Here is a 24,002-nt window from a genome sequence, read left to right on the forward strand (position 1 = left end):
CTCGGGCAGTCCTGCTCGCACGGAGAGCACATTAAGTGCTCTCCGCGCGAGCAGGACTGTCCGAGCAGGCGACGTTGTCCATGGCGCCTGTCCGGGGCCGCCGAGATTACGACAGCTTGACGATCGGCGCAAAGCCCTTCATAAGCTTTTTGGTCTGGCCGGTTTTTTCGAATTGAACCTCGATCATGTCTCCGGCGACCGAGATCACGGTACCCGTGCCAAAGGTCTTGTGGCTCACGGTATCGCCCGCGGCAAAGTCCTGCGATGCGCTGGCGCGATCGACCTTGCGCTCCACCGTCGGCGACACCTTGGACGACGGCTTTTTGGCTCGCGGCGCGCCCGAGCCAAAGGTCGAGGCGACACGGCCGGCGTCGGGTGAGACCCCGCGATGACGCTCGGTCCCGTAGCTGCTGCCGCCAAAGAAATCGTCGAAGCTCGATCCGCCGCGCGAACCGGAACCGCCGGTCGAGCGCGTATGCGAGCCAAACACCTTGCCGCCATACATGTCCGAGCCCATACCCGAGCCAAACGTGCCGTGGCGGTCGCCGCGCTTCTCCCAGCCCGTGCCCTCAAAACCGGCAGAACCGATGCCGCTAAACTCGATGTCCCCAAACGGAATCTCGTTGAGGAAACGCGAACGCGGGTTGGCAGAAGTCGAGCCGTAGGTGCGACGCGTGGCCGCATAGGTCAAGAACAGGCGCTTACGAGCGCGCGTAATGGCAACGTAGGCCAGGCGACGCTCCTCCTCGAGCTTGCCCGGATCGTCACTACCGCCAAAGTCGTGCACGTGCGGGAAGATGCCCTCCTCCATGCCAGCCACGAACACCGCCGGGAACTCCAGGCCCTTGGCGGAGTGGATGGTCATCATAGTGATAGCATGCGTCTCGCCGGCCAGGGAATCCAAGTCGGAGCGCAGGGCCAGCCACTCCATGAGCGCCGGCAACGCCTTGCAAGTGAGCGGGCCATAGGTGCGCTCGATCTCGTCGGCATGTACAGCACCCGCCGGCAGCTCCGTCGGTGCGGCATAGGCGTTGCCCGCGATGGCGGCGGCCAAGGCATCCTGCGGCGAGAACGCCGGGGCGGCTAGGCTATCGAGCGGATTGGAGCCCGCGGCGTCACGAGCGCCGACAAGTGCCTCAAACGAGGATGCCGGAGCGGACGGCCCCGGCTCGGGCGCGGGCGCACTCACCACGACGGGCTCGGGCTCGGCACTGACAGGCACATCGGCAACACCGGCTGCACGCAGCTCTTCCAAGCTCTCGAGCGTGCCCTCGATATCCTCGTGCGTCTCCTCAAATTCGGCAGCGACGCCCAGGAATTCCTGGATGTTCTCGGCGCGGCTCTCGGACTCCATGGTGCCCTCGGCGCGGAACGCCTGCAGCAGGCCCGTCTTGTCGACAATCATCTCGACGACATCCTTGAGCTCGCCGTCCATGCGACGGCCCTCGCGCACCAGCGCCACAAAACTCGACAGGCCGTTGCGCACCTTGGCACTAAACATGCCCGTCTCGGCTGTTGCGATCTCGCAGGCCTGGAAGAACGAGCAACGGTTGTCGCGCGCCAGCTGCTCAATCTTTTGGATCGAAGTGGAGCCGATGCCGCGGCGCGGCGTGTTGATGACGCGCTTGACGCTCATCTCGTCGGCCGGGTTCACGATCATCTTGAGGTAGGCCATGACATCGCGGATCTCGGCGCGGTCGAAGAATCGCGTGCCGCCGACGATCTTGTAGGGCACGCCCGCGCGCAGGAACATATCTTCGAGGATACGCGACTGGGCGTTGGTGCGGTAGAACACGGCGATATCGTCGTAGCTCGTACCCTTGGCATGCAGCTTCTCGATCTCGCCGGCAATCCAGCGACCCTCGTCGCGCTCGTCGCTTGCCTGGAAAGCCTGAATCTTCTCGCCATCGCCCTCGGCCGTAAACAGGCGCTTGTCCTTGCGCTGCGAGTTGTGGCGAACAACGGCATTGGCGGCGCTCAGGATATGGCCCGTAGAGCGATAGTTCTGCTCCAGCTTGACGGTCTTGCAGTTTTTAAAGTCCTGCTCAAAGTCCAGGATGTTGGTGATGTCGGCGCCACGCCAGCTGTAAATGGACTGGTCGTCGTCGCCCACGACCATAAGGTTTTGGTACTTGGCGGCCAGCAGGTTGGCGATCTCGTACTGGACGTGGTTGGTGTCCTGATACTCGTCGACGCTAATGTAGCGGAAGCGCTCTTGATACTTGTCGAGCACCTCGGGGCGGGTGCGCAGCAGCTCGAGCGTGCGCACGAGCAGGTCGTCGAAGTCCATCGCGTTGGCGGCGCGCAGGCGGCGCTCCAGCTCCAAGTAGACCTGCGCGGCCTTTTTGTCATTGGGGCTGTCAGCGGATTTGAGCATGTCCTCGGGCCCGATCATGGCGTTTTTGGCCGAGCTGATCTTGCTGCGGATCATGTTGATGGGGAACTGCTTTTGCTCAATGCCGAGCGCCTGCATAATGTCGCGCACCATGCGCTTTGAGTCATCGTCATCGTAGATGGTGAACTGGCCGGTGTAGCCCAGCAGGTCGGCGTCCTCGCGCAGCATGCGCACGCACATGGCATGGAAGGTGCACACCCACATGCCGCGGGTGCCACTGGGGATGAGCGCTGCCAGACGCTCGCGCATCTCGGCCGCGGCCTTGTTGGTAAACGTGATGGCCAGGACCTGCCAGGGCTTAACGCCCAGGTCGCCAAGCATATGCGCGATGCGGAAGGTCAGGACGCGGGTCTTACCCGAACCGGCGCCGGCGAGCACCAGCAACGGACCCTCGGTGGTGAGTACCGCCTCACGCTGGGCGGGGTTCAGGCTATCGATGTCGACGAGCGGCTTGGCGGGCTTGGGTGCCGGCGCGGAAGCGTCGTAGATGTCGAGCGGAACGAGCTCGGGCTCCGGCGCAGCGGGGGCGGTGTATGCATCGAGCGGCACGGGTTCCGGCGCAGGCGGCACGGGTACCGCGGCGTTCTTTTCCCAGGGCAAGGGCTGGGTCATGGGCGACTCCTCATCTGACGGACGGCGCGCCTGCGGGCAGCGCCATAGTTTGAGCCGTACCAGTATACCGAGCCGCGCGGACACCGACGCAAATCACACCACGACTCCGTGCGCCGCCGTCAGGCCCACCCCATCGCCCAAAAACGAGGGCGGCATAGACCTTTTGGTCATGCCACCCTCTTTGAATGACAAGTTGTCGCTCTGGCCGCCGCGCAGCGTCAACCAAGTTACAGGCCGAGCATGGGCTCCAGAACGAAGAAGTATGCGAGCACTACGATGCCCAGGATGATGCGGTAGACGCCGAAGCACTTGAAGTCGTGACGGCGGACGAAGCCCATGAGCCACTTGATGGCGATGAGCGAAACCACAAAGGCCACAACGCAGCCCACGCCCAAGATGGCGATCTCGTTGGTGCCGAACGTGCCGCCCTTGATGAAGTACTTGACCAGCTTGAGCGCACTCGCGCCAAACATAACAGGAATAGCCAGGAAGAACGTGAACTTAGACGCCACCGAACGCGTACAGCCCAAAAGCAGGCCGCCGATGATGGTAGAACCGGAGCGAGACGTACCAGGCACCAGCGAAAGCACCTGGAAGCAGCCGATACCCAGCGCAGTCTTCCAGCTCAGGTCCTCGAGCGTGGCGATGGAACCAAAGTCCAGATTCTCGTCATCGTCCTCATCCTCAGCGGTAGCCGTGGCGGACGCCGCAAAGTGCGCACCGGCGGGACGTCCACCCGACACCACAGCACGCGAACCAAACGAACCGGCAACGGCCATTTCCTCGCGCTTGCTCGCGCGCCAGTTCTCTATCACGATAAACAGCACGCCGTACACAATGAGCGCCAGCGCCACGACGGGAGCGTTGTAGAAATGCTCCTCCATCCAGTCGTTGAGCGGCAGGCCGATCGCCGCCGCAGGAATGCAACCGAGCACAATCTTGCCCCACAGCACCCAGGTGTCGCGACGGCCCTCCTTGCCCTTGCTGGGCGAGAACGGGTTGAGCTCGTGGAAAAACAGCACGCAGACGGCCAGAATGGCGCCGAGCTGAATCACGACCAGGAACATATTCCAGAACGTCTCGCTCACGTTCATCTTGACGAACTCGTCCACCAAGATCATGTGACCCGTCGACGAAACGGGCAGCCATTCGGTGATGCCCTCGACCAGGCCCATGAAGGCAGATTTTAGAAGCTCGATAATATCCAAAGGGACCCCCTCGTTAGACACCCGCCGGTAGATGTTCTGCGGACGATGCGGGCGATGTCCCATTATCAACCGTTGGCGGTGCGACCGCGCCTACCCTTACCAAAAAACTCGCCCGTTCACAGAATTGCGAGCAGTTAAACCGAAATCCTTGGGTATAACTGCAACAAGATAAAGTGTCCGGCGGTCAACGCACCCGCGCCCGCCCGACGCACGAGCCCCGCGCCCGTGCGATAGACCAAGGAGGAAACCATGAACGAGGGCTACACCAAGGTATTTGTTTCACTCGACGGTACTGAGCAGCAGGATTTTGTGCTCGCACGCGCCATCAAGGTCGCCGCGAACAACGGCGCCAAGCTGATTATCGGCCACGTTATCGATTCCACGGCACTCGAGAGCGCCGGCTCCTATCCGGTCGACCTGGTCAACGGCCTAGAGGAGGCATTTAAGAACTCCATCGCCAAGCAGCTCGAAGAGGCCAAGGCCAATCCCGACATTCCCGAGGTCGAGGTCATGATTCGCGCCGGCCGCATTCGCGAGACGCTCAAGGACGAGATGCTCGACGTGGTTAAGCCCGACCTGGTGCTCTGCGGCGCCCGCGGCCTGTCCTCGATCAAGTATGCGCTGCTGGGTTCAATTTCGACGTTCCTGCTGCGCAATACGGACTGCGACATTTTGGTTGTGAAGTAGCGTTGCTCCCACCGGCCGCGGGGCCTGCGGGGTTTCCACGGGCACGTCCTCGCCGCGTTGCGGCTGCGGGATATGCCCTTAGGAAACCCCTCCCGGCCCCGCGGCCTTCGCAGCCTTACTTCAGCGAGTTGGCTGATAAAAGATGGCGTGCCGCCCCGTTTGGGGTGGCACGTTTTGTTTGGGCTGCACGTTTTTGTTTGGGTGGGCGTCTGCCGCGTGCGTTACTCGAAATATTGAAACTTATTCGTTGAAAACGCGAATGTTACGACGAAGCCTTCGCCGGGCTCGGATGCCGCGGTGACGTCGATGCCCATCTTGGAGCACAGGCGCGCCACCAGGTAGAGGCCGATGCCCGTTGCGCGCTTGGTGGTGCGGCCGTTGTCGCCGGTAAAACCCTTCTCGAACACGCGCGGCAGGTCGGCCGCGCTCACGCCGCAGCCGTTGTCCGCGACGGTAAGCTCGATGCGTTCGCTCGCCAGGCCCTCGTCCAGCAACGCGCCCGAAAACACGATCTTTGCGCCGTCCTCGCGCGCATATTTGATGCTGTTCTGAATAAGCTGGCCTAAGATGAACTCCAGCCATTTCTCGTCGGTAAAGACCTCGAAGTCGAGGTTCTCGCACACCGGAGCCACGTGCGCCGCGATAAGCTCGCGCGCGTTGGCTTTAATCGCGCCCGTCACCAAGGTCTTGAGATCCCAACGGCGAATCAGGTAGTCGCGCTCCACGACTTCCGAGCGCGCATAGTACAGCGCCTGGTCGATATAGCGCTCAACGCGAGCCAGCTCGCGACCCAGGTCATCCACACGCGACAGGTCGTCTTCGCTGCCGTCCAGGTTTTCCAAAATCAGGTGGGCCGCCGCCAGGGGCAGCTTGGCCTCGTGGACCCAGCTCTCGATATAGTCGCGATAGTCATCGGTCTGACGTCGGCCTTCGGCAACCTCGTCGCAGGCAGTTTTGCCCACCCGGCGCAAGACCTCGTATTCGAGCTCGCCCTCGGCATAGGTCGGGCATTGCACCATCTCCTGCACCCATGCGGGACTCTCGAGCTCCTCTGCCGCGCGCTCCAACTGACGCAGAAAACGGCGACGGCGAGCGTACTCGATCACGATGCCGAGCATACCGAAGATAAAGGACACGCCAACCGCCACGACCACGATAGAAACGGGTGCGCCGGCGACCGTCAGCACAAAGCAGCTCAGCAGCACGCCGCACGTCCACACGGCGACGGGAAGCAGTGCATCTTTAAAGAACTTGCCAAACGACATAGCCGGCCCCTAGACCGAATAGCCTTGGCCGCGATGCGTCGTCAAATACCCCTTGATGCCGATTTTTTCGAGCGTAGTGCGCAGGCGGTTGATGTTGACGGTGAGCGTATTGTCGTCCACGAAGGCGTCGGAGTCCCACAGGTCCTGCATGATGGCCGAGCGCGAGACGATCTTGCCCGCGCGGCTCAGGAGCAGCGAGAGAATGCGCAGCTCATTTTTGGTGAGCTCGGTGCTGTCGCCGGTCGCCGTGTTGGTGACCATAGAGCGGGCGAGGTCGAGCTCCAGCCCCTTGTGGACGAGCGTGCTGCGCTCGCCTGACGCCGCGGTGCGACGCAGCAGTGCGTTGATGCGCGCCACGAGCACGCGCGCGCTATAGGGCTTGGGAACAAAGTCGTCCGCGCCGAGCGTCATGGCCATGACCTCGTCGATCTCGGTCGTGCGCGAGGTGAGGACGATGATGGGGACCTCGGATTCGCGGCGAACCTCGTGGCAGATATGCTGGCCGTCCTTGACGGGAAGCGTGAGGTCGAGCAGCACCAGGTCGGGCGCGGCGGCGAGAATATCGCGCGAGACATGCTCGAACGATTCGCAGGCCTCGATTTCAAACCCGGCGCGGGCAAGGATGTCGACAAGCTCACGACGAATGAGCTCGTCGTCCTCAACGATATAGATTAGCGCCATGGATTCCGCTCCCCTCTTGGTTGTCTTGCCACCATTATGGCTGCGAAACTGCAGGTGCGCGCCACGCACGTCGCCAAGGTGACAGAACTGTTCGCGAGCGGGGGCGTTTTGTCCGCCTCGCACTCGCAGCGGTGGCGGGAACCAAAATGATTCTTTAATCCCCGTCCCAGAATAATCATTTAGCGGCGGGCGCGAAGCTTTTCGTAGCCGTCGGCGAAGAAGGCGACCGTCGCGGCATCAGACTCGGCGGCGTCGGCGTCGGTGGCAGGCACCACGCCGTGCTCGTCGCTTACCAGGAACAAGGCGCCCTTGAGCTGTGCGGGAATGTCTACGCGCGTGACCGGGATGCCCTTGGTCTGGGCCAGCTGCTCGATGAGTGTCGCCGTGCCGCACAGGCACTCGTCCGCCGGCGCCACAAAGGCCAGCTCGCCGTCGTTGACGGCGGCAAGCAGCTCGGGCGCCACGCCGGTTTCGTCGGCCTCGGAACGGGCCTCGGCAGAGCGGGCACGCAGCGCCTTGGCTGACGTATCGGCGAGCGGCTCGTACTCCCCCACTGTCATGGCGGCGTTGCCGTTGATGTCGATCACCAGCATGAGCACGCCGTCGTGCGCGGTATAGTCGCCCTCGGCTAGCGACCACTCAACGTGCTGCTTGGCCCAGCTGAGCATGTTATGGGTAAGTGGCTCGCCCTGCACCAGACGCTCGGACAGCGCGCGAATGTGGCGGTTGAGCATGGGTACCTTTTTGTTGGACATGCGCCAACGGCAGACAAGCGCGGGCTTGTCGAGCGTAAACTTCTCGACCGCCTCCTGATTGGCGCAAAAGTCCTCGTACGCACGCTGATCCTCGGCATTGCCAAACAGCTCGGCATCATCAATCTGGGGCATGGTTGTACCTTTCGTGTTAGTCATTCCGTCCTCTTATACCAAAAAGACGGCCCTCCAAACGGAGCGGCCGTCTTTTGCAGAGATTATTTTAGAAGCGAGGCGGTCCAAGAGACGAGATAACATCCCATCCTCCCCAGTCAACCTAACAGGTCGGCGAGGGTTGCCCAAGTGCCGCAGATTGCCGTGAAAGAGGAGCGACGCGTACTTGGGTACGCGAGCGACGAATGAGCGGCAAGGTGCGGTGGTTGGGCAAGCCGCAGCGCCACCTCCCTACTTAATGGCGGAAGTGGCGGGCACCCGTGAAAACCATCGCAATATTGTGCTCGTTGCAGGCCTGGATGCTCTCGTCGTCGCGCTTGGAGCCACCGGGCTGGATGATGCAGGTCACGCCGTGTGCGGCAAGCACGTCGACGTTGTCGCGGAACGGGAAGAACGCGTCACTTGCGCAGGCAAAGCCGCCCTTCTCCACGCCTTCGCGCTCGCAAAAGTCCTCGGCGCGTTCGCAGGCAAGCAGTGCGGAGTCAACGCGGTTGGGCTGACCCGGGCCCATGCCAATGCCGGCCTTGCCCTTGGAGACCAGGATGGCGTTGGACTTAACGCCCTTGCAGACCTTCCAGGCAAACTCGAGCTCGGCCATCTCAGCGTCGGTGGGCTTGCGGTCGGTGGGGAACGTAAAGGTCGCGGGATCCTCGGTCACGTGGTCGACCTCCTGCACCAGCATGCCGCCGTCGATGGAGCGCAGCTCCACCTGGGCACCGTGGTCCACGCCGCCGGTAGCCAGCACGCGCAGGTTGGGGCGCTTGGCCATGCGCTCGAGCGCCTCATCGGTGTAGCTCGGGGCGATGATGACCTCGACGAACTGCTTGTTCTGGTCGGCGAAGTGCTCAACCAGCTCAAAGGGAACCTCGCGGTTGCAGGCGATGATGCCGCCGAAGGCGCTCTTGGGATCGCAGGCGAAAGCGCGGTCGTAGGCGGCCGTGATGTCCTCGGCAACGGCGGAACCGCAGGGGTTCTGATGCTTGAGGATCACGCAGGCCGGCTCGTCGAACTCGCGGACCAGGTTCCAGGCGGCATCGGCGTCCAGATAGTTGTTGTAGCTGAGCGGCTTGCCCTGGATCTGCTCGGAGCCCACAAGCGGGAACTGAGAGCTCGCGGTGTTCTCGCAGCCCTCGGCAAAGCGGTAGACCGTAGCCTTTTGCTGAGGATTCTCACCATAGCGCAGGTCGTCGACCTTCTCCAGCGAAATCTCGAGCTTGGCAGAGGTGTCCGCCACGTCGCTTGCCTGGGCGGCAAGCCAACGGGAGATAGCCGTGTCGTAGGCGGCGGTGGTCTGGTAGACCTTCACCTGCAGGCGACGACGGGTGGAAAGCGTGGTGCAGCCACCGGTCTCGCGCATCTCGGCCAGGACGGCATCATAGTCGGCCGGGTCGGAGATGACGGTAACGCTCGCGGCGTTCTTGGCGGCAGAGCGCAACATGGAGGGGCCACCGATGTCGATGTGCTCGATGGCATCCGCAAAGGTGACCTCGGGGTTGGCGACGGTCTTCTCGAACTCGTACAGGTTGACGACGACCAGGTCGATCAGCTTAATGCCGTGCTGGGCGACCTCCTGCATGTGCTGCTCGGAATCGCGGCGGGCCAGCAGCGCGCCGTGAACCTTGGGGTGTAGGGTCTTAACGCGGCCGTCCATCATCTCGGGATAGCCCGTGAACTCCTCGATGGGGGTTACGGGAACGCCCGCGTCCTCGATGGCACGAGCCGTGCCGCCCGTAGAGATGATCTCGACGCCAAAGTCATCAACCAGCGTCCGTGCGAAATCGACGACACCCGTCTTATCGGTAACCGAGATCAACGCGCGTGCGATCTTCACATCAGATCCCATGCAGTCCTCCTGTCTGGTACGCCGCCGTGCTCTGTGAGTCGGTGATACGTCGATCTGCAGCGCTCGCGCAGCGGCATTGAAAATACTGATTCAATGTAGCGCATCGAGCGCGACGTTGCATCCCGCAACGCACGGCTGTGCAGAAAAAGTTTACGAGCGGGGGGATGGGCACGGCACCAGGCACGGTGAGTTCATGGAACACAGGGGCACCATAATTAGATGCCAATAGCGTGGTAGAACTGTGCTCGATATGCATCCGCAAAAGAAAGAGGCACCATGGTCTCGCGGGTTCTCTACCGACCGTTTGATACCGAAGACTTCGACGCCATCGCGCTGATTCTGCAGCAGCTTTGGCATAACAATTCGGATAACGATGAGTACAACCGCCTTGAGGCCGCGTGCGACCTCGCCTACTGCCTTTCATCCTCGACGTTTTCGCAGGTTGCAGTGATTGACGGCGAGGCGCGTGGCATTGCGCTCGCGCGCGCGGGACAGAGTTCCGGCGCCACCGTTAAGGAACATTGGATGGATACCGAACGCGCGCTGCTATCGCAGATGCGTGAGCTAGAACCCGAGTCGTGCGCCGAGTATCTCTCGTTTGTGCGCGCCACCATTCGAACCAACAACCGCCTGCTCGAGAAAAGCCCACTGCCGCATGACAACGAGGTCACGCTGCTCGCCGTCGATCCCGATGTCCATGGCCTGGGCGTTGGCTCGGTTTTGCTCGATGCCGCGGTCTCGTACCTGTCCTCGCGCGGGGCGACAAGGGCGCACTTGTACACCGACTCTAACTGCTCGTGGAAGTTCTACGAGCTGCACGGCTTTAAGCGCACGGCCACGCACCGCGCCAACCGCGAAGAGCGTCGTCACGACATGCCGCGCGAAAGCTTTCTCTACGAACTCGACCTAACAGCCTAGCCCAAGCAGCCACACCTGGTCATTTAAGAACGTCCCCAATGACTGATCCCCAACAACTAGTCATTTAAGTCTGTCCCCAATGAGTGGCCTAGGGGGTTTGTAGATAGCCTTGGTCAAAAAACATCAAATATGAGTACTGTTACCTTTTTAGTAGCAGCGATTTGGGGCATTTTTGATGCTTGTAGGCATGACGACCAGCTGCACGAGCTGACGTAGCTCCCCAAATGTTCAATAAAATGGGCTCCTAACGAGAAGTACTCTCATTAGGAGCCATTATTATGTGCAAACATATGTGACCAACGCAGCAACAGTACTCATATTTGGCATTTTTTGTCCACTGCCCCTTGCGCGAAGGTCCTCAGCGGAAAGTTTGACCCGTTTCGATGCACAAAAATGGGATGAATCTTCCCTGGCAACCGCCCAGAAAGATCCACCCCAAAGCAAGCGCTCGCTAGAACGTTCCGCCGCCGCCTCCGCCGGCGCCGCCACCACCGCCGCCAGAGAAGCCGCCGCCGCTGCCGCCGCTCGAGCTGTCGGAGCTCGAAGCCAGCTCGCGGATGGTCTCGTGGTACACATCGTTGAACGAATCGAGTGGGGACTCGTTGCCGTAGTGATGGTAATACCACCAGTAGCAGGGGTAGTTGTCGTAGAAATCGTCGCTGTTGCGCAGGTCCGCAGGCACGGCTTCGGCCAGCTGTCGCAGCACTTCTTTCGAAACGCCCAGAGCAACGCCCATCACCAGCAGTTTGTTCCACAAGATCAGGTCGCTGGGAATGGCCTCCTTCAGGCGCGTAAAGTCCTCGAGCCAATGCTTGAGCGCCTTGCAGCGAGCCGCCACCTCGGCGCCCTCCGGCGTGTAGCGACGGAAGGTGCAGCTCAGGACAAAGCCCACGATCGTGACGGGGATCGAGATCATAGCGGCACCGACGTTGGCGTCCGCAAAGTCGGTATAGATCAGAGAGCCCAGAATGCCAAAGACGATGATGATGCCGAGAACCAAGCCGGCAACCAGGGCGATGGTGCCGTCCGAGGCGATAAGCTCGCGCGTCTCCAGCTTGCCCTTAACCGTGCTTTGATAGTCCTCGAGCTTGTTGCCAACAGATTCAGTACGCTCGCTGGCATACTCCTCCAGCTCGCTAAACGTGCGTGAACGGACGCCGTCTTTATCGGGCTTAACGCCGGCGAAGAAGACCTTGAGCACATCGCGATCGATGCCGTCCTTCTTGGCAGCCTTCCAGGCCTCGTCGGTCACTGTGATGCGATACGTCTGCTCCTCTTTTTCGCGACGGAGCAGACCCTTCTTCTTGGTCTCGGTCGCTTCTTCCAGCTTGATCACGCGGTCGTCGGTAAGCTTCATAAGCGTGGCGATATATGCCTGATCGGGCACCTCGTTCCAGCTCATGAGGGCCGAAAGCACGGCGGGATGGTCGGCCGAAGGCACATCGCGGAAATATTCGTCCTGGAAAAGCGGCTTGGGCTTGCGGCGGCGCAGCTTGAGCACAACGATTGTGCCGGTAAAGGCCACCGCCGCGACAACACTTAGCACGGCAAGCGCATTGGCAATCATGCGAGCGTGAGCGCGGCGAGCGTTGGCCTCGTCGGCCCATTCCTTCTCTTCGCTCAGAATCGTCGACATGCGCTTTTCGCCCGAGACGGCAAGCTGCGGCACCCAGTCGCTGGGGAAGGCGATGCGTGCCTCGGCGAATTCGCCCTCATGCACGCAGGGAATGGTATAGGTGACCATGGGCTCGTCCGCATCGAGCGACACGTCGCCCGTCAGCGGGCCGTGGCCCCATGCGCGGAAGTTATCGCCCTTGACGGCAGCCGTCCCGGCAGCGGCATTTGCAAAGTAGACTTCCATCTCGACGTCATCGGAGTCCGCAGACCAGCCGTCACCCACAAATTTCCAGTAGAGCTCGGCGGTATCGGCCCAGTTCATAACCGCACCGGTCATGGAATAACTCACGTAGTAGATTGCGCTGTCGCCGCTCTCGTGAGGGCTGAACACCTTAATCTTTACGCCGTCGTCGGACTGCTCCACCGTGTAAACGCCGTCGTCGCCTTTATTTGCGCTGTCGACCTTGTTAAACGCAGTGTCGTCTTCCTCGACGCTCAGCACATTGACGACCACCGAGCCGCCTTGCTGGTTAGAGCCTGTATTGATATCCCAATACACGCCGTTAATGTCATCGTCGAAATCGAACTGGCGTCCCTCGACAACGGTCAGCGAGCCATCGGCCTCAACCGTGGCACCGATATAGGTTTGGCTCATGGAGTAGCCGTCGGCGTGCGCGACGGCAGGCAGCAGCAACAACGCAAGCGCGACGAGTGCGCAGACGGAAGCGAACCGCGCAAACAGGCGGCGCTGCCGACAGGGCTGGGCAACGGGGGCGTTCATAGGCACATCCTTTGTCTGTGGTACCAGTAGCGTCATTGTCCCACGTTTGCGAGTTCATGTGACGAACATCTAGGCCAGCGGAGTATCAAACGGGACGAAAGTCACGTCCACGGCCGGCACTTGGGGACGTTCCTTATCTGCCGGCAGTCTGGGACACTCCTTGCCATGGCCCGCGCCAGCAGCAGACACCACTTCACAGCTCCGTCACAGGTGTAGCGGCTTTGTGTTGCCGCTAAAACGCTGATTGAGCCTGCGGGCGAAGGGCATAAAGCAGTTGAGCGAAAACGGTTTGCCCCTTTCCCGTTCGCTCGAGGATCATGTCCCCCTTTTCCGCGGAAACCCCGGCAGTTGCGAAGAGCTGCCGGGGTTTCTGTCGTTTGAGGGCTAGATTGATTGACGACGATTAAGGCGCCGAGCCGGTGGTCCGGCACGCGCAACGTGTGGCCTCAGCAACTTGCAGGCCACGGCAGCGTCTCCCCCACCGCGCCCCGCGCTATACTCGTCCGCATGGACATCAACGCACGCAACATAGCAACAACCGCCGCCGACGCGCCAACGACGCCGGCCGCTCCCGCGCCCGTCGTGGGGCGCTTCGCCCCGTCGCCCTCGGGCCGTATGCACCTGGGCAACGTGTTCAGCTGCCTGTGCGCATGGCTTTCGGCCCGCAGCCAGGGCGGCAGCATCGTGTTACGCATTGAGGACCTGGACGATCGCTGCAAGCGCCCGGAACTTGCCGCCCAATTGATTGACGACCTGGCCTGGCTGGGGCTGGAGTGGGACGAAGGCCCCTACTACCAGCACGACCGCCTAGACCTGTACGAGAGCGCCTTGCGCCGGCTGAAAGACGCCGGCCTCACCTATCCCTGCTTTTGCACACGCGCCGAGCTCCACGCCGCGAGTGCACCGCACGTGAGCGACGGCACGCCCATCTACCGTGGCGCCTGCCGAAGTCTTTCGGCCGAGGAGGTGGCCCGCCGCAGCGCCCTGCGCGCCCCGGCCACACGTCTGCGCGTGCCCACCGTCGACGACCTCGCAGACGACGTGATCGAGTTTGTAGACCGCACGTACGGAGCCCAGTGCGAGGCACTTGCCACCGAGTGCGGCGACTTTTTGGTACGCCGCAGCGACGGCGTATTTGCCTATCAGCTGGCCGTGGTGGTCGACGACGCCGCCATGGGCGTCACCGAGGTCGTGCGCGGATGCGACCTGCTGGGCTCCACGCCGCGCCAAATCTACCTGCAGCATCTGCTGGGACTTCCCACGCCGCACTACGCGCACATTCCGCTGCTCATGTCGCCGGGCGGCCACCGCCTTTCCAAGCGCGACCGCGATCTGGACCTGGGCGAGCTCCGCGCCCGCTTTGGTACGCCCGAGGCACTGTTGGGCTGGCTCGCCGGGCAAACGGGCATCGCGCCGGACGCCACACCGCGCTCTGCCGAGCAGCTGGTCGAGCACTTTAGCTGGAACGTTATCCGCGCGCACCGGGAAAACATCACTGTAACGGCCGAGTAGCCAGCCACTCCGCCCCTACGCAACATCCCAGGGTTGGAGTTCGTCGCCTAGGCGAACGATGCAGTCGTAGAGCACGGTATGGCGCTCGGCCGGGTTGGCATCCCGATGAAAATGCCCGTAATACCAGCGTTTGTAATCCAAGCGATCTTCCAGCTCATCGAAAAACGCCGTAAGTCGATCAACGCCGGGGCAATTCCAGCCGGGCCCCGGATAGAGCGTGGGCGAAAGCATGTGCGTAGAGCAGGTGTGGGTGATTACGTAGTCGACCTTCCAACCCACGCTGTCGAGCTTTGCCCGCGCCTCCTCAAAGTTGCGCTCGTCCGGCAGCTCCTGAGGCCATCAGCTGGAATAGGGAATGCGGTATTCCTTATCCACGCTCGTGGCGCCGCCCATAGTAAAGATCGTTGAGCCATCGAGTTCAAAAACCTCGCCGCGCGTCAGGCGCCGTATGGGAGAGGTATCCGACAGGCGCTGCGTCAGCCCACCGCGCCACAGCTCCATGGGACGCTCCGCCCAGTGATCGAAACGCTCGTGGTTGCCGTCGACAAACAGCACGGTATAGGGGCACGACTCCAGCCAAGCGATGTCGGCACATTCCTCGGCAGAAAAATCCCACGGAAAGCCAAAGTCGCCCGCGATGATGAGATAGTCGTCGCTCGTCAGGCTATCCCCAAGCTCCCAGTCGCGCAGCTTTTGCATGTCGACGCCGCCGTGAATATCGCCCGTCGCATAGACCGTCATCGGATTACCACTTCCCTGTAAGTCGCTAGCCCACATTCTGCACGATCACTAAGTCAACCGTTCCAGCCCTTCCATCCTTTGGGACCTACCCCTCGCTCTTCCATCCAAACGGGTCAAACACCCAAAAGATCAGATCGAGCACGCCGCCGGTCATCATGGCGCCGGCAAGAGCCATGCAAACATGCAGAGAACTGGCACTTCGGAGCACATCAAACGGCCCCAGAACAGCCAGCAGCGCGACCGTTGCGCCGGCAAGGCACAGCACGAGGCACGGCCCCGCGTTCTTGACGCACTTCTTTGCGAGATGCTTGGTGTTATCACTCATCGATATCGAACTCCTTAGAGGACCGTTGTTTGGGTACATGCCGCCGCGGCAGAGCAGGGCGGCAGGGTAAGTGTCACATGTCGTGCGGACATGCTTGAGTTACCCTACAAGTTAATGGATTTGATAGAATGTAGGGTAACTACTCGGAAAGGAGGCTCCATGTCCGTCTTAGAAGATGTCCTAGAAGAGGAATATGCACGCTCGAGCCGCCTCTTGGGCCTCATGGAGCAGGAAATCAGTCTCCTTCCAAAGGGCAGCATCCGCATGCGAAACATAAAGGGCCACGAATACTGCTATCTCAACTATCGAGTCGGCGACAAGGTCAAAAGTGACTATGTACCCGCTACAAAGGTTGATGAGCTGCAAGCCAAAATCGAACGTCGAAGGGCTCTTGCGGCCGCCATTAGAGAGCAGAAGCGATCTCAAAAGCTAATCATACGTGCGTTGGGAAGGGTGCCGAATGCTGACTGAGCAGCAGAGGTTTTCCTCTAAAACAATTTGAAAACCTTGCCGCATACATGCTGTTCGCATCCGCTGAGTCCGAGCCGCTGCCCAAGTCACCATGTGCCCGACACACAAATAGTTACACGCGGAACTATTCCAAAACCGAAAGAACCACTGCAGTTAGTACCCAATAACCATAATGCCTTTTAACGGAACAGGCATGCGCCCGCTTGCATACAATGTTTTGAAAAAAGTTACGACCTTTTCGTAGTCTCTGCTTGAGTTGTCACCGCTCTTGTACACATTACGAACGACTACACAAAGATATGCTGCATCCTGTATCATGCACGCTTCAAAAAAATCCTTCAGAAACTGGTTGTTCGCGACAGCGCGCCCGGCCTCAATCTCCACTATCGTGTTAGTGTCCCTATGGACGGCATCGACCTCAAAAGCTTTATCAATTAAGCCTTTCTCCCCATACAACACTGGCATCGATAGTTTCTCGTTTTTCTTTTTCCCCACCTCAACATTGAAACCAAATTGCTCCAAATCGAACGCCAAAATTCGGAGCACGCTATCGCTGTGCTCGCTGTTTTTATCAGAACGAATCTGCTCAATATTTTTATTTACAGCTTTTACAACGTCCATTAACGGCTGCGGCGGACGACCGTTTAATGGGAAGTAAATCCAGTTGCACTCCATTGATAGTCCTTTCTCTATATTCATTCAGCCACTGCAGCTATTTTAAATTAATGTTATAAAACACCGACGACTAACGATGCCATAAACAGTCAATCGGTCAACCTTTTAGCAGCTAGCGAACCATGCAAGCAAACAGAAACCTTAATCAACATGACGGATTGGTGCTTTCGGTCATTAGCAAACAGAATCACTTGCCCATGGAGCCATTTACCCTTGGCCTTTCAATTAGGACTGGCGTCAAATGCCGCATGCCTAAGTAATATTAAGGTCCTTCCATGGCTGCCGTGTGTGAAACTCATACTTTTGCAACGCGATTTTAATCCATATGATCCGTTCGCCTTGCTTATCCCATTTCTGACGCCGGCTTGATACCGGCACCCCATCTCCCGCTATCGAGGTCTAATACTTTTCCCACTGCCACCCAAAAACTCATCCAACATTAATCTTGGCTCAAGAATCGCTTAATCTATAACCTGCACTATAGAGTTCGACCAAGGGCGGGGCGGCGGCGCGCAACGCAGGCCGCCGAACGCAACGCTCGCGCCCGGGCAGATCGCCCGACGTCGCGCCCATCGAACGAAAGGACAGGTCATGGACGACCTCGAAAAAGTTGAAACCATCCGCACCAAGTGCAACGTGAGCTACACCGACGCCAAGGCCGCGCTCGACGCCGCCGACGGCAACGTTCTGGACGCCATCATTTGGCTCGAGTCGCAGGGCAAGACCCAGACCACGTCGGCGCACGCCGCCACCGAGTCCGAGCCGGCCGATGAGCCCTCGGCCGAGATGGTCGCCGCGCAGGCCGCCTACGAAAAGTCGAGCGAAAAGACCGACTTCTCCAAGAAGATGGACAGCGTGTGGGAGTACCTCAAAAAGCTCTTCCGCCTGAGTCTGGACACCAAGTTTATCGCCACGCGCCGCGATGCGATCATCCTCAATATCCCCATCCTGATCCCCATCGTCGCGCTATTTGCCTGGGGCGCCACGATATGGCTGATGCTGATTGGCCTGTTCTTTGGCATGCGCTACCGCATCGACAGCGACGGCGACGTGCCCGGCAGCATCAACAACCTTATGGATAGCGCTGCTAACGCCGCGGACGACATCAAGCAAAATCTGAACGACGACAAATAATCGCAGACGGGGGCACGTATGGCACGAATCCTGATCGTAGAGGACGAGGAGAAAATCGCCCGCTTTGTGACGCTCGAACTGGAGCACGAGGGCTACCAGGTGGAGCACGCTGCCGACGGCCGCACCGCCGTGGACCTGGCGCTGGAGCGCGACTACGATCTGATTCTGCTCGACGTGCTGTTGCCGCAGCTCAACGGCATGGAGGTGCTGCGGCGCATCCGCAAGCACAAGGATGTGCCGGTGATCATGGTAACCGCGCGCGATGCCGTGATGGACAAGGTGGCCGGGCTCGATGCCGGTGCCGATGATTACTTGACCAAGCCGTTTGCGATTGAGGAGCTGTTCGCACGGATCCGCGTGGCGCTGAAGCGCTCAGAGGCCGTGCGGGCGGCTTCGGACGCGGCTGGCGTCGGCGCCGGAGCGGGCGCGGCAGGCGGCGCGGGTGTCGGCGCCACTGCGATACCCCCGGTCAGCGACTCGACTCAGGCTTCCGCCGCGCCCTCCCCCGCCACGCTCGCCGTGGGCTCGGTCGCGCTCGATCCCGACCGCCGCGAAGTCACGGTCGGCGGCTCGCCCATCGTGCTGACTGCCCGCGAGTTCGATGTTCTCGCCCTGCTTATGGCGCATGCCGAGACCGTGCTCACGCGCGAGCGCATCGCGCACGAGGCGCTGGGCTACGAATACGTGGGCGACACCAACAACGTCGACGTACACATCGCGCACCTGCGCGCCAAGATCGAAGACGCCGGCAGCGCCCGCATCATCCAGACCGTGCGCGGGGTGGGCTATGTCTGCCGCGCATAACGCCGAGGCCAAGCGCGTCACCTCCATTGCCCGCGCCATCAACTGGAGCTACATGTGGCGCCGCCTGATGAGCTACGTCTGGCTCGATCTGTGGCTGCTGGTTGTTGCGGCGGCGATCCTGGTCTATGGCTACAACCAGACGCTGCCCACAGGCACCTTTACCGCAGGCTGGATTCCCGGCACCACCGTTCACGGCATGTCGCTCGCACCCACGCGCGGCTGGGACCTGGCCACGCTCACCTATACCGTCGAGCTTGCGCGCACCACCAAGACCTTCCCCCTCGCGCAGGACCTCATTGCGCTGTGGCCCCTCTATCTTGTCGTTGCGGGCGAGCAAGTCATCAGCGTGCTCAACATGCTCAGCGGTGCCCGTCGCGTGCGCCGCACTATGGCACCGCTCAACGACCTGGCCCTGCGCGTGGACGAGCTCGGCCGCATGCAGCTCTCCGGCGGCAAGATGGAAACGCTGGAGCAGGCCATCGAGCGCGCAAGCGTCGACTCGCCGAGCGTCACCACCGGCGATGCCGACCTGGCAAGCATCGAGGTCGCACTCAACCGCCTGCTGCGCCAGATGCAAGAGGCCAAGCTGCAGCAGATGCGCTTTGTCAACGATGCAAGCCACGAGCTGCGCACGCCCATCGCGGTGATTCAGGGCTACGTAAACATGCTCGACCGCTGGGGCAAAGACGACCCGGACGTGCTGGCGGAGTCTATCGCGTCCCTCAAGGCCGAAAGCGAGCATATGCAGGAGCTCGTGGAGCAGCTGCTGTTTTTGGCGCGCGGCGACGCCGGACGCACGGTCCTGCGGCGTGCGAATACCAACCTGGCCGCGCTGGTCGGCGAGGTATGCGAGGAGTCACAGATGATCGATGCCGCGCACACGTATCGACCGGCGTACGACGCTGCGCTTGTCAGCGACCCGCGCTGCGACGCGCCCGTTGACGTGGCGCTCGTGAAGCAGGCTCTGCGCGTGATCGTGCAAAACGCCGCCAAGTATTCGGACGCGGGCACGTCCATCAGATTTGGCGTAGTGCCGGATGCGGGCGCGGGCACGATCGACATAAGTGTTGAGGACGAGGGCATCGGCATGGACCAGGAATCCGCAGCTCACGCATTCGAACGGTTCTACCGCGCCGACAACGCGCGCGATGCCGGCGCGCAGGGCTCGGGTCTGGGGCTCGCTATCGCCAAGTGGATCGTCGACAGCCACGGCGGCGTCATCGGCGTGACCTCGGTCGAGGGCGTCGGAAGCCGCTTTACGATTCGCCTGCCACGGTAGGGATGCCCCCTCGTGGATCGAGGTCTAATACTTTTCCCGAGAAGTGAACGACCATATTCGGACCCCCGAAGCATCCGCATTTTTCGGCCGCAAAATCGCAGGATTCCAGCATCGAAACTGCAGGAAACGATGCCCTTAAAGTGTCGATGCTTCGGGGGGCTGATTTGTCTCGTTCACTTCTCGGAAAAGTATTAGACTTCGGTTTTTTGACCGTTGCAAAAGTCGATCCCTCGGCATAAATAAAGGGATAAGGCCATGCGGCCCTATCCCTTTTTGCTAGCTATGGCAGCTTGTACGCTACTCGCGGCACAGATGCACGGCGAAGCCGGCGAACTCGCGCTTAAAGTACACGAGCTTGGTAGAACCGTCGGGCAGCAGCGCGCGCGACTCCTCGTTGACCTCGAGCCCGCGCTCGGCAAACCACTTCTCGGCCGCATCGATGTCGTTGACGGCAAAGCCGATGTGGCCCTTGGTGCCACGACCGTTCTGCTTCATGATCTCGACCAGCGAATCGTTAAAGTACGAAACGGGGGTCTCGATGACGGGCAGGCCCATCATCGTCGAGAACAGCTCCGCAATCTCCAAGGCGTCTGCCGGGTCGGCGGCGTTAATGCCCACATGGGCGACGCGCATACCAAAGAGCTCTACCGGATTGGCGTTCTGCTCACTCATGCAGTCAGCGCCTACTGAGCCATGACGTCAAGAACGGCCTTCTCGGCAGCGACGCGGTTCATGCCGGTCATGAAGGGCACGCCGCTCACGTACGGGCAGGTGAGGCCCTCGGGGGCAACGGTGGTGGCGATCAGCAGGTCGGCGCCCTCGTCGCAAGCGTCCTTGGCCTCGGAGATGGCGCACTGCACGATCTCGTACTTGTCGGCATAACCGTTGGCGTCGAGCATGGTGGCGACCTTCTGGGCAACGAGCGTGGAAGTGGCAGCGCCAGCACCGCAAGCCAAAACGATCTTTTTCATAGGTAATGTCTCCCTTCATGGTTTACTTTAGGTAAGTGTACCGCAGCGAGCGATGGCGCTCAGCCTCGATGCGCTTTTATGCCAGTTTGCTTACGCGCTGCGTATAATACATCCAGTACGTGTTGTCATACCGCTCGCTTTATGAGTGACTAAGGACCCTAATATGCCCGATTCCCGCACACTCTGGACCGCCGTCGTTATCATCTGCATCGCCGTGTCGGTGTTCTTTAGCGTCAAAAAACGCACCACGTTTAAACGCCTGCAGCAGCTTATGGCCGCTAAGCAGTGGGACGAGTTCGATCGTTTGCTCGACGGCAAACTCACCAGCATGCTGTACCCGCGCTACAACCGCGACTACCTGCGCCTGAACTCCTATCTGCTGCGCGAGGACCACAAGCGCGCCGATGAGATGTTCGATTTGCTGCTGGGGCTCAATCTGCCCAAGATGCAGCGCGTCGACCTGGTAATCAAGGCCTTTAACTACTACGTTGGCCAGGAGGACCGCAAAAAGTCCAAGGAGCTCCTGCACGAGATCAAGGGCTTTGAGGGCGGTCAGGCCGAGGCGGTCGCACACGAATGCCAGCTGATGTACGACACGATGATCCTCAAGCGCCACAACGACATTCCCGAGCTGGAGCGCATGCTCGAGGATGTCGGCGACGACCCGGTCAAGCGCTGCCGCTTGGAGTACCTGCTGGCCCTGCAGTACCAGAACAAGGGCGACGAAGCCAAGTTTGCCGAGTACTTGGAAAAGTCAGGCCAGCACTCGATGGCCGTCAACGCGTAACGGACGGCTTGTGCTAGACTTCTAGTCTCACGGGGGCGTGGCGGAATTGGCATACGCAGGAGACTTAAAATCTCTCGCCGCAAGGATTGTGGGTTCGAGTCCCACCGCCCCTACCATATGAAGCGTTCGAGCCCGTGTCCCGTTGGGATGCGGGCCCGTTTTTTTCGGACGCCGGTGGGGCTCGAACCCGCGAGGGGGCGAGCGTCAAGCGGACGCGCAGCGTCCGCAGCGAGCCGGCAAGGGCGCCGGCAGGCGGCCGAAGCCGGTGCGGATTTGCGCAGCAAATACGCGGAAGTCCCACCGCCCCTACCATGTAGTGCTTACGAGCCCGTGTCCCCCAGGGATGCGGGCTCGTTTCTTTTAGGTGCCGTCAACTGCAGAGCAGCTCATTTGGGACAGAGCCTTTTTGACTACTTTTAAAGGGTGCTCAGGCTCGGGGTCCAGGCGATGGTGGGGGTCGCGCCGTCGAGAACCTCGTTGATGGTGGCGGCCATGCCGGCGAGGAGGCTGTTCTCACTTACGGTGAGCGTCTTGTAGCCGCCGGCTCGCATGAGCTCGCGAATCACCACGGCGCCGGCCAGAATCACGCCCGCGCGTTTGGGCTGTACACCCGGTAGCGCGGCGATACCCTCCACATCCAGCGCGGACATACGCTCGATGGCAGCCGAAACCTGCTCCATCGAAAGCTCGCGCAGGTGCACAAAGCTCGAATCATACGGCTCCAGCTCGTGAACGAGTGCCACGAGCGTGGTGACGGTGCCGCCCACCGCAACGAGGCGTTCGGCGCGCTCAAAGTCGCTGGGCAGGCCTTCAAAATAGGCGGCAAACTGCTCGCCTGCCCACGCGGCAGCGGCAGCAAGCTCGCCATCCGCGGGCGGCAACGCGGAGAAAAAGCGCTCCGTCACGCGGCGACAACCGATGTCCAGCGAGCGCGTTCCCTCCAGCGCAAAGACGCCGCGCTCCGGTGCATAGACGCCCGTCGCGAGCTCCGTGGATCCGCCGCCCGAATCGGCAACGATGATGCGCTCGCCAGCAAAGTCGTGCGCCACGCCAAAAAACGTCAGGCGCGCCTCGACCTCGCCCGGAATCACCTGCGGTTCGAGCCCCAGCTCGCGCAGGCCGTCCAGCAGCAGCGCGGCGTTGGACGCATCGCGCGCGGCACTCGTGCAGGTGGTGCAGACGCACGCAGCCCCAAAGGCACGGGCCTCGTCCACAAACATTCGGCATGCGGCGAGCACGCGCTCGACCGCCGCCTCGCGAAAGCGGCCCGTCGCATCCACGCCCTCGCCCAAGTCGGTAATCTCGGTATGCTTGGACGATTCCACGATCGCCCCGCCTTCGACCTGGGCCAACACCAGTCGCGACGACACCGTTCCCAGGTCGATCGCGGCCACCTTATAGCGTTTGCAATTTGTCATTGCGGGCTCCCCCCGGGCGCTATTTGCCGTTGGACACGACCGTCTGGCCCTCGACGCCGTTAAACCCAAACAGCATGTCGAGCGCTTGGATGTACCACGGCGCGTCCTTGCCGACTTCTTCGATTTCCTTGGCCACTTCGCTGGCCTTCTTGGCGTTTGAGGACTTTTTGCTCGACGACGAGTCCGAATCGTCGTCCAGGCCCTGCACTTCAATCCTCTTCTCGCCGGGCATCACCATGCCCAGGTCTCGTGCCGAATCCTTAATGCCCTCTTCCGAGAACCACTTGTCAGTGTCTTTTTTCATCTCGTCGTTATATTGCTCGCGAATCTCGACCTGCTTGGCCAAGATGTCGCTCGAGCGTTTGGCAACGTAGAGGTCGCGCACGGGAAAGTACAGGCTCACGAGCGCCAGGGCGACGACAATGCCAACAAACAGCCCTCGCTGGGGACCGTGGGTAAAGTCGTAGATTGCCTTGACCACCGCGTTATCGTTGGCGTAATGCATGAAGTCCGAGCCCGAAAGACGGTTCGAGGGCCTACTCGGCTTTTCATGCGTTTGAGCCGAGGGACGTTGGGCATGCGTCGAGTGTGGCGGGCGGCCCGTCGACGTATTCATTTGAGCACGGGAGTGTGAGGCACTTGTCGGTCGCTGCATGGAGCGGTCGGCACCGGCGTAATCGGACCCGCCGAGCTGCACCGTGCGCGCACGGCGAGGTGACGGCTCACGCGAACCGGCGGAATAGTACCTGTTGTCGTAAATCTGATCCATGTGCGCCTTGTGCGGTTGAGGTTTGTTTGCGCTAAGTCTTTTAGTTATAGCACGAGTGCGCGCACCGCCTTCGGCGGCCCTTGCTCGACATAAAAAAGGCGCTGAGCCATATGGCCCAGCGCCCCATGGTGCTCAACAGTGCCCGGCGGGAGCGAGGTGAATCCGAGTCAGCCCCGCCCCCGC

General features: G+C 60.9%; 23 protein-coding genes and 1 tRNA gene. 9 read left to right on the forward strand and 15 right to left on the reverse strand.

Annotated elements, in window-relative coordinates:
- Positions 1 to 106: 106 nt before the first annotated feature.
- Positions 107 to 3,007, reverse strand: a complete 2,901-nt coding sequence (locus tag PMW70_RS04855; RefSeq protein WP_271744033.1) for an ATP-dependent helicase — start codon at positions 3,005 to 3,007, stop codon at positions 107 to 109.
- A 227-nt stretch (positions 3,008 to 3,234) separates the two neighbouring features.
- The gene (locus PMW70_RS04860) at positions 3,235 to 4,215 is read right to left on the reverse strand and encodes an undecaprenyl-diphosphate phosphatase (protein WP_117564917.1); all 981 of its coding nucleotides are present in this window, start codon (positions 4,213 to 4,215) and stop codon (positions 3,235 to 3,237) included.
- Between the two features lie 249 nt (positions 4,216 to 4,464).
- Here PMW70_RS04860 and PMW70_RS04865 point away from each other — a divergent pair, with 249 nt between their 5' ends.
- Positions 4,465 to 4,902: a universal stress protein gene (locus PMW70_RS04865; RefSeq protein ID WP_006235921.1), complete on the forward strand. Its 438-nt coding sequence runs from the start codon at positions 4,465 to 4,467 to the stop codon at positions 4,900 to 4,902.
- A gap of 221 nt (positions 4,903 to 5,123) precedes the next feature.
- On the opposite strand, the gene PMW70_RS04870 is transcribed toward PMW70_RS04865, so the two are convergent.
- From PMW70_RS04870 to purH, 4 genes are all read right to left on the reverse strand, one after another.
- A complete protein-coding gene (locus tag PMW70_RS04870; RefSeq protein WP_271744034.1) occupies positions 5,124 to 6,167 on the reverse strand; it encodes a sensor histidine kinase in 1,044 nt (347 codons plus the stop codon).
- Between the two features lie 9 nt (positions 6,168 to 6,176).
- On the reverse strand, positions 6,177 to 6,848 hold the full coding sequence (locus PMW70_RS04875) for a response regulator transcription factor (RefSeq protein WP_271744035.1): 672 nt from the start codon (positions 6,846 to 6,848) through the stop codon (positions 6,177 to 6,179).
- Between the two features lie 179 nt (positions 6,849 to 7,027).
- The gene (locus tag PMW70_RS04880; RefSeq protein WP_229057838.1) at positions 7,028 to 7,735 is read right to left on the reverse strand and encodes a hypothetical protein; all 708 of its coding nucleotides are present in this window, start codon (positions 7,733 to 7,735) and stop codon (positions 7,028 to 7,030) included.
- Between the two features lie 274 nt (positions 7,736 to 8,009).
- Positions 8,010 to 9,617, reverse strand: a complete 1,608-nt coding sequence (gene purH / locus PMW70_RS04885; protein ID WP_195404403.1) for a bifunctional phosphoribosylaminoimidazolecarboxamide formyltransferase/IMP cyclohydrolase — start codon at positions 9,615 to 9,617, stop codon at positions 8,010 to 8,012.
- Between the two features lie 276 nt (positions 9,618 to 9,893).
- Between purH and PMW70_RS04890 the strand changes: the two genes are divergently transcribed.
- The gene (locus PMW70_RS04890; protein WP_271744036.1) at positions 9,894 to 10,535 is read left to right on the forward strand and encodes a GNAT family N-acetyltransferase; all 642 of its coding nucleotides are present in this window, start codon (positions 9,894 to 9,896) and stop codon (positions 10,533 to 10,535) included.
- Positions 10,536 to 10,986: 451 nt separating this feature from the next.
- Here PMW70_RS04890 and PMW70_RS04895 read toward each other — a convergent pair whose 3' ends face one another.
- The gene (locus PMW70_RS04895) at positions 10,987 to 12,933 is read right to left on the reverse strand and encodes a DUF2207 domain-containing protein (RefSeq protein ID WP_271744037.1); all 1,947 of its coding nucleotides are present in this window, start codon (positions 12,931 to 12,933) and stop codon (positions 10,987 to 10,989) included.
- A 507-nt stretch (positions 12,934 to 13,440) separates the two neighbouring features.
- Here PMW70_RS04895 and gluQRS point away from each other — a divergent pair.
- Positions 13,441 to 14,445 (forward strand): tRNA glutamyl-Q(34) synthetase GluQRS, encoded by a 1,005-nt coding sequence (gluQRS, locus tag PMW70_RS04900; RefSeq protein ID WP_416378076.1) that lies wholly within the window; start codon positions 13,441 to 13,443, stop codon positions 14,443 to 14,445.
- A 15-nt stretch (positions 14,446 to 14,460) separates the two neighbouring features.
- Here gluQRS and PMW70_RS04905 read toward each other — a convergent pair whose 3' ends face one another.
- From PMW70_RS04905 to PMW70_RS04915, 3 genes are all read right to left on the reverse strand, one after another.
- A complete protein-coding gene (locus tag PMW70_RS04905) occupies positions 14,461 to 14,724 on the reverse strand; it encodes a hypothetical protein (RefSeq protein ID WP_271744039.1) in 264 nt (87 codons plus the stop codon).
- Positions 14,725 to 14,784: 60 nt separating this feature from the next.
- Positions 14,785 to 15,186, reverse strand: a complete 402-nt coding sequence (locus tag PMW70_RS04910) for a metallophosphoesterase (protein ID WP_271744040.1) — start codon at positions 15,184 to 15,186, stop codon at positions 14,785 to 14,787.
- 85 nt (positions 15,187 to 15,271) lie between these two features.
- A complete protein-coding gene (locus tag PMW70_RS04915) occupies positions 15,272 to 15,511 on the reverse strand; it encodes a hypothetical protein (RefSeq protein WP_117772850.1) in 240 nt (79 codons plus the stop codon).
- Positions 15,512 to 15,670: 159 nt separating this feature from the next.
- Here PMW70_RS04915 and PMW70_RS04920 point away from each other — a divergent pair, with 159 nt between their 5' ends.
- Positions 15,671 to 15,982 (forward strand): DUF6788 family protein, encoded by a 312-nt coding sequence (locus tag PMW70_RS04920; protein WP_117772848.1) that lies wholly within the window; start codon positions 15,671 to 15,673, stop codon positions 15,980 to 15,982.
- Positions 15,983 to 16,135: 153 nt separating this feature from the next.
- Here PMW70_RS04920 and PMW70_RS04925 read toward each other — a convergent pair whose 3' ends face one another.
- Complete coding sequence (locus PMW70_RS04925; RefSeq protein ID WP_117772846.1) at positions 16,136 to 16,657, reverse strand: hypothetical protein; 522 nt, start codon at positions 16,655 to 16,657, stop codon at positions 16,136 to 16,138.
- Between the two features lie 591 nt (positions 16,658 to 17,248).
- Here PMW70_RS04925 and PMW70_RS04930 point away from each other — a divergent pair.
- From PMW70_RS04930 to PMW70_RS04940, 3 genes are read left to right on the forward strand one after another with little or no spacing between them, the layout of a single operon-like run.
- Positions 17,249 to 17,791, forward strand: coding sequence for a UBA domain-containing protein (locus PMW70_RS04930; protein ID WP_118377259.1), 543 nt, complete (start codon positions 17,249 to 17,251; stop codon positions 17,789 to 17,791).
- Between the two features lie 18 nt (positions 17,792 to 17,809).
- Positions 17,810 to 18,595 (forward strand): response regulator transcription factor, encoded by a 786-nt coding sequence (locus PMW70_RS04935; protein ID WP_271744041.1) that lies wholly within the window; start codon positions 17,810 to 17,812, stop codon positions 18,593 to 18,595.
- Complete coding sequence (locus PMW70_RS04940) at positions 18,579 to 19,874, forward strand: sensor histidine kinase (protein ID WP_271744042.1); 1,296 nt, start codon at positions 18,579 to 18,581, stop codon at positions 19,872 to 19,874. Before PMW70_RS04935 ends, PMW70_RS04940 begins: the two co-directional genes overlap by 17 nt.
- 297 nt (positions 19,875 to 20,171) lie before the next feature.
- Here the strand turns inward: PMW70_RS04940 and PMW70_RS04945 are convergent, their stop codons facing one another.
- Complete coding sequence (locus tag PMW70_RS04945) at positions 20,172 to 20,546, reverse strand: VOC family protein (RefSeq protein ID WP_118450408.1); 375 nt, start codon at positions 20,544 to 20,546, stop codon at positions 20,172 to 20,174.
- 11 nt (positions 20,547 to 20,557) lie between these two features.
- Complete coding sequence (locus tag PMW70_RS04950; RefSeq protein WP_117736040.1) at positions 20,558 to 20,845, reverse strand: PTS sugar transporter subunit IIB; 288 nt, start codon at positions 20,843 to 20,845, stop codon at positions 20,558 to 20,560.
- 163 nt (positions 20,846 to 21,008) lie between these two features.
- On the opposite strand from PMW70_RS04950, the gene PMW70_RS04955 reads away from it, so the two are divergent.
- Together PMW70_RS04955 and PMW70_RS04960 are read left to right on the forward strand one after the other, a co-directional pair.
- Complete coding sequence (locus PMW70_RS04955) at positions 21,009 to 21,632, forward strand: hypothetical protein (protein ID WP_271744043.1); 624 nt, start codon at positions 21,009 to 21,011, stop codon at positions 21,630 to 21,632.
- Between the two features lie 31 nt (positions 21,633 to 21,663).
- Positions 21,664 to 21,748, forward strand: a tRNA-Leu gene (locus tag PMW70_RS04960).
- A 300-nt stretch (positions 21,749 to 22,048) separates the two neighbouring features.
- Here the strand turns inward: PMW70_RS04960 and PMW70_RS04965 are convergent.
- Both PMW70_RS04965 and PMW70_RS04970 read right to left on the reverse strand, forming a co-directional pair.
- Entirely contained in the window at positions 22,049 to 23,050 is a 1,002-nt protein-coding gene (locus PMW70_RS04965; protein WP_271744044.1) for a Ppx/GppA phosphatase family protein, read from the reverse strand.
- A gap of 19 nt (positions 23,051 to 23,069) precedes the next feature.
- Complete coding sequence (locus PMW70_RS04970) at positions 23,070 to 23,819, reverse strand: hypothetical protein (protein ID WP_271744045.1); 750 nt, start codon at positions 23,817 to 23,819, stop codon at positions 23,070 to 23,072.
- Positions 23,820 to 24,002: the final 183 nt, after the last annotated feature.

The organism is Collinsella aerofaciens, from assembly GCF_028209625.1.
GTDB classification, from domain to species: Bacteria; Actinomycetota; Coriobacteriia; order Coriobacteriales; family Coriobacteriaceae; genus Collinsella; species Collinsella aerofaciens_AM.